The sequence below is a fragment of the Vibrio sp. 1288 genome (assembly GCF_033344475.1).
On record NZ_JAWPOX010000127.1, the window covers coordinates 1 to 1,129 of the forward strand.

The window sequence follows — 1,129 nt, forward strand, 5'->3', positions numbered from 1 at the left end:
TGACATCTCAAGTTACAAAAGGGCGGTTTGTGCTGATCGCACTGATTTGCTTATTCGCCTTACCAGCGATTGTTGCAAAGTTGATTTTGGCGCAAGGCTGGTACGAAACGGGCGTGACAAACCGAGGAAAGCTCATCGAACCGTACACAACGTTAGCGCAGTTAGGCCAATCTGCTCCATCGGCGGTGCATGGTTGGCAACTGGCTTATGTGGTGCCTGATTCTTGCGACAGCCAATGTCAAAGACAGCTCTATTTACTCAAACAAAGCCATGTTGCTTTAGGCAAGTATCAAGAACGCGTTGTGCCAGTTTTGTGGACTTCTACAACATCAGACACGATAGAAATGCCGATAGAAACCATGGCGATGAATGAGAACGTGGCGGCAAAAGTGCAACAAGGGCAAGTGCTGATTGTGGACCCTCTGGGGCAACTGGTGATGTCGTACACCGCAGAGCCAAACGAAGATTTGGTCAAACTCAGCAAAGATATGCTGGCGGATTTGCGTAAGTTGCTCAAATTGTCGCGAGTCGGATAGGGAGCGCATCATGACGTTAACAAAGTTGGTTAGATTAAGTTTGTGCCTGACGTTAGTCGTCATCATGTTGGGCGCCTATACCCGTTTGTCGGATGCGGGTTTGGGATGTCCTGACTGGCCGGGGTGTTATGGTCACTTTTCTGTACCACACCATGAAGACGATGTTCTGCGCGCCAACATCAATTTTCCAGAACGCGAGATTGAGCATGAAAAAGCGTGGCTAGAGATGATTCATCGCTATTTTGCTGGAACACTCGGCATGGTGATTTTTGCTATTACCGTTATTGCTATTCGAACTGAACGCGTGAACCCATCCATTCCTATTCTGCTCAGCTTTTTGGTTGTGGGGCAGGCGATGTTAGGTATGTGGACGGTGACTCTAAAACTGATGCCTGTCATTGTCATGCTTCATCTGCTTGGTGGGTTCACCTTACTCGCGCTGCAAGCGGTGTTTTATTGCCAACTGAAAGCGAGAGACAATCTTTATTTTCCCCCCTCCTCTCGGTCGGTTAGGTTGTTTTCGGTGTTTGCCTTTTTGATTGTGTTCTCCCAAGTTCTGCTCGGCGGTTGGACTTCATCAAACTACGCGGCTT

General features: G+C 48.4%; 2 protein-coding genes. Both read left to right on the forward strand.

From position 1 onward, the window contains the following. Nucleotides 1-536: cytochrome oxidase biogenesis cluster protein (locus R8O11_RS25055; RefSeq protein WP_318194588.1), on the forward strand; the 536-nt coding region annotated here is incomplete at its 5' end. A gap of 10 nt (nucleotides 537-546) precedes the next feature. Further along, nucleotides 547-1,129: COX15/CtaA family protein (locus tag R8O11_RS25060; protein WP_318194589.1), on the forward strand; the 583-nt coding region annotated here is incomplete at its 3' end.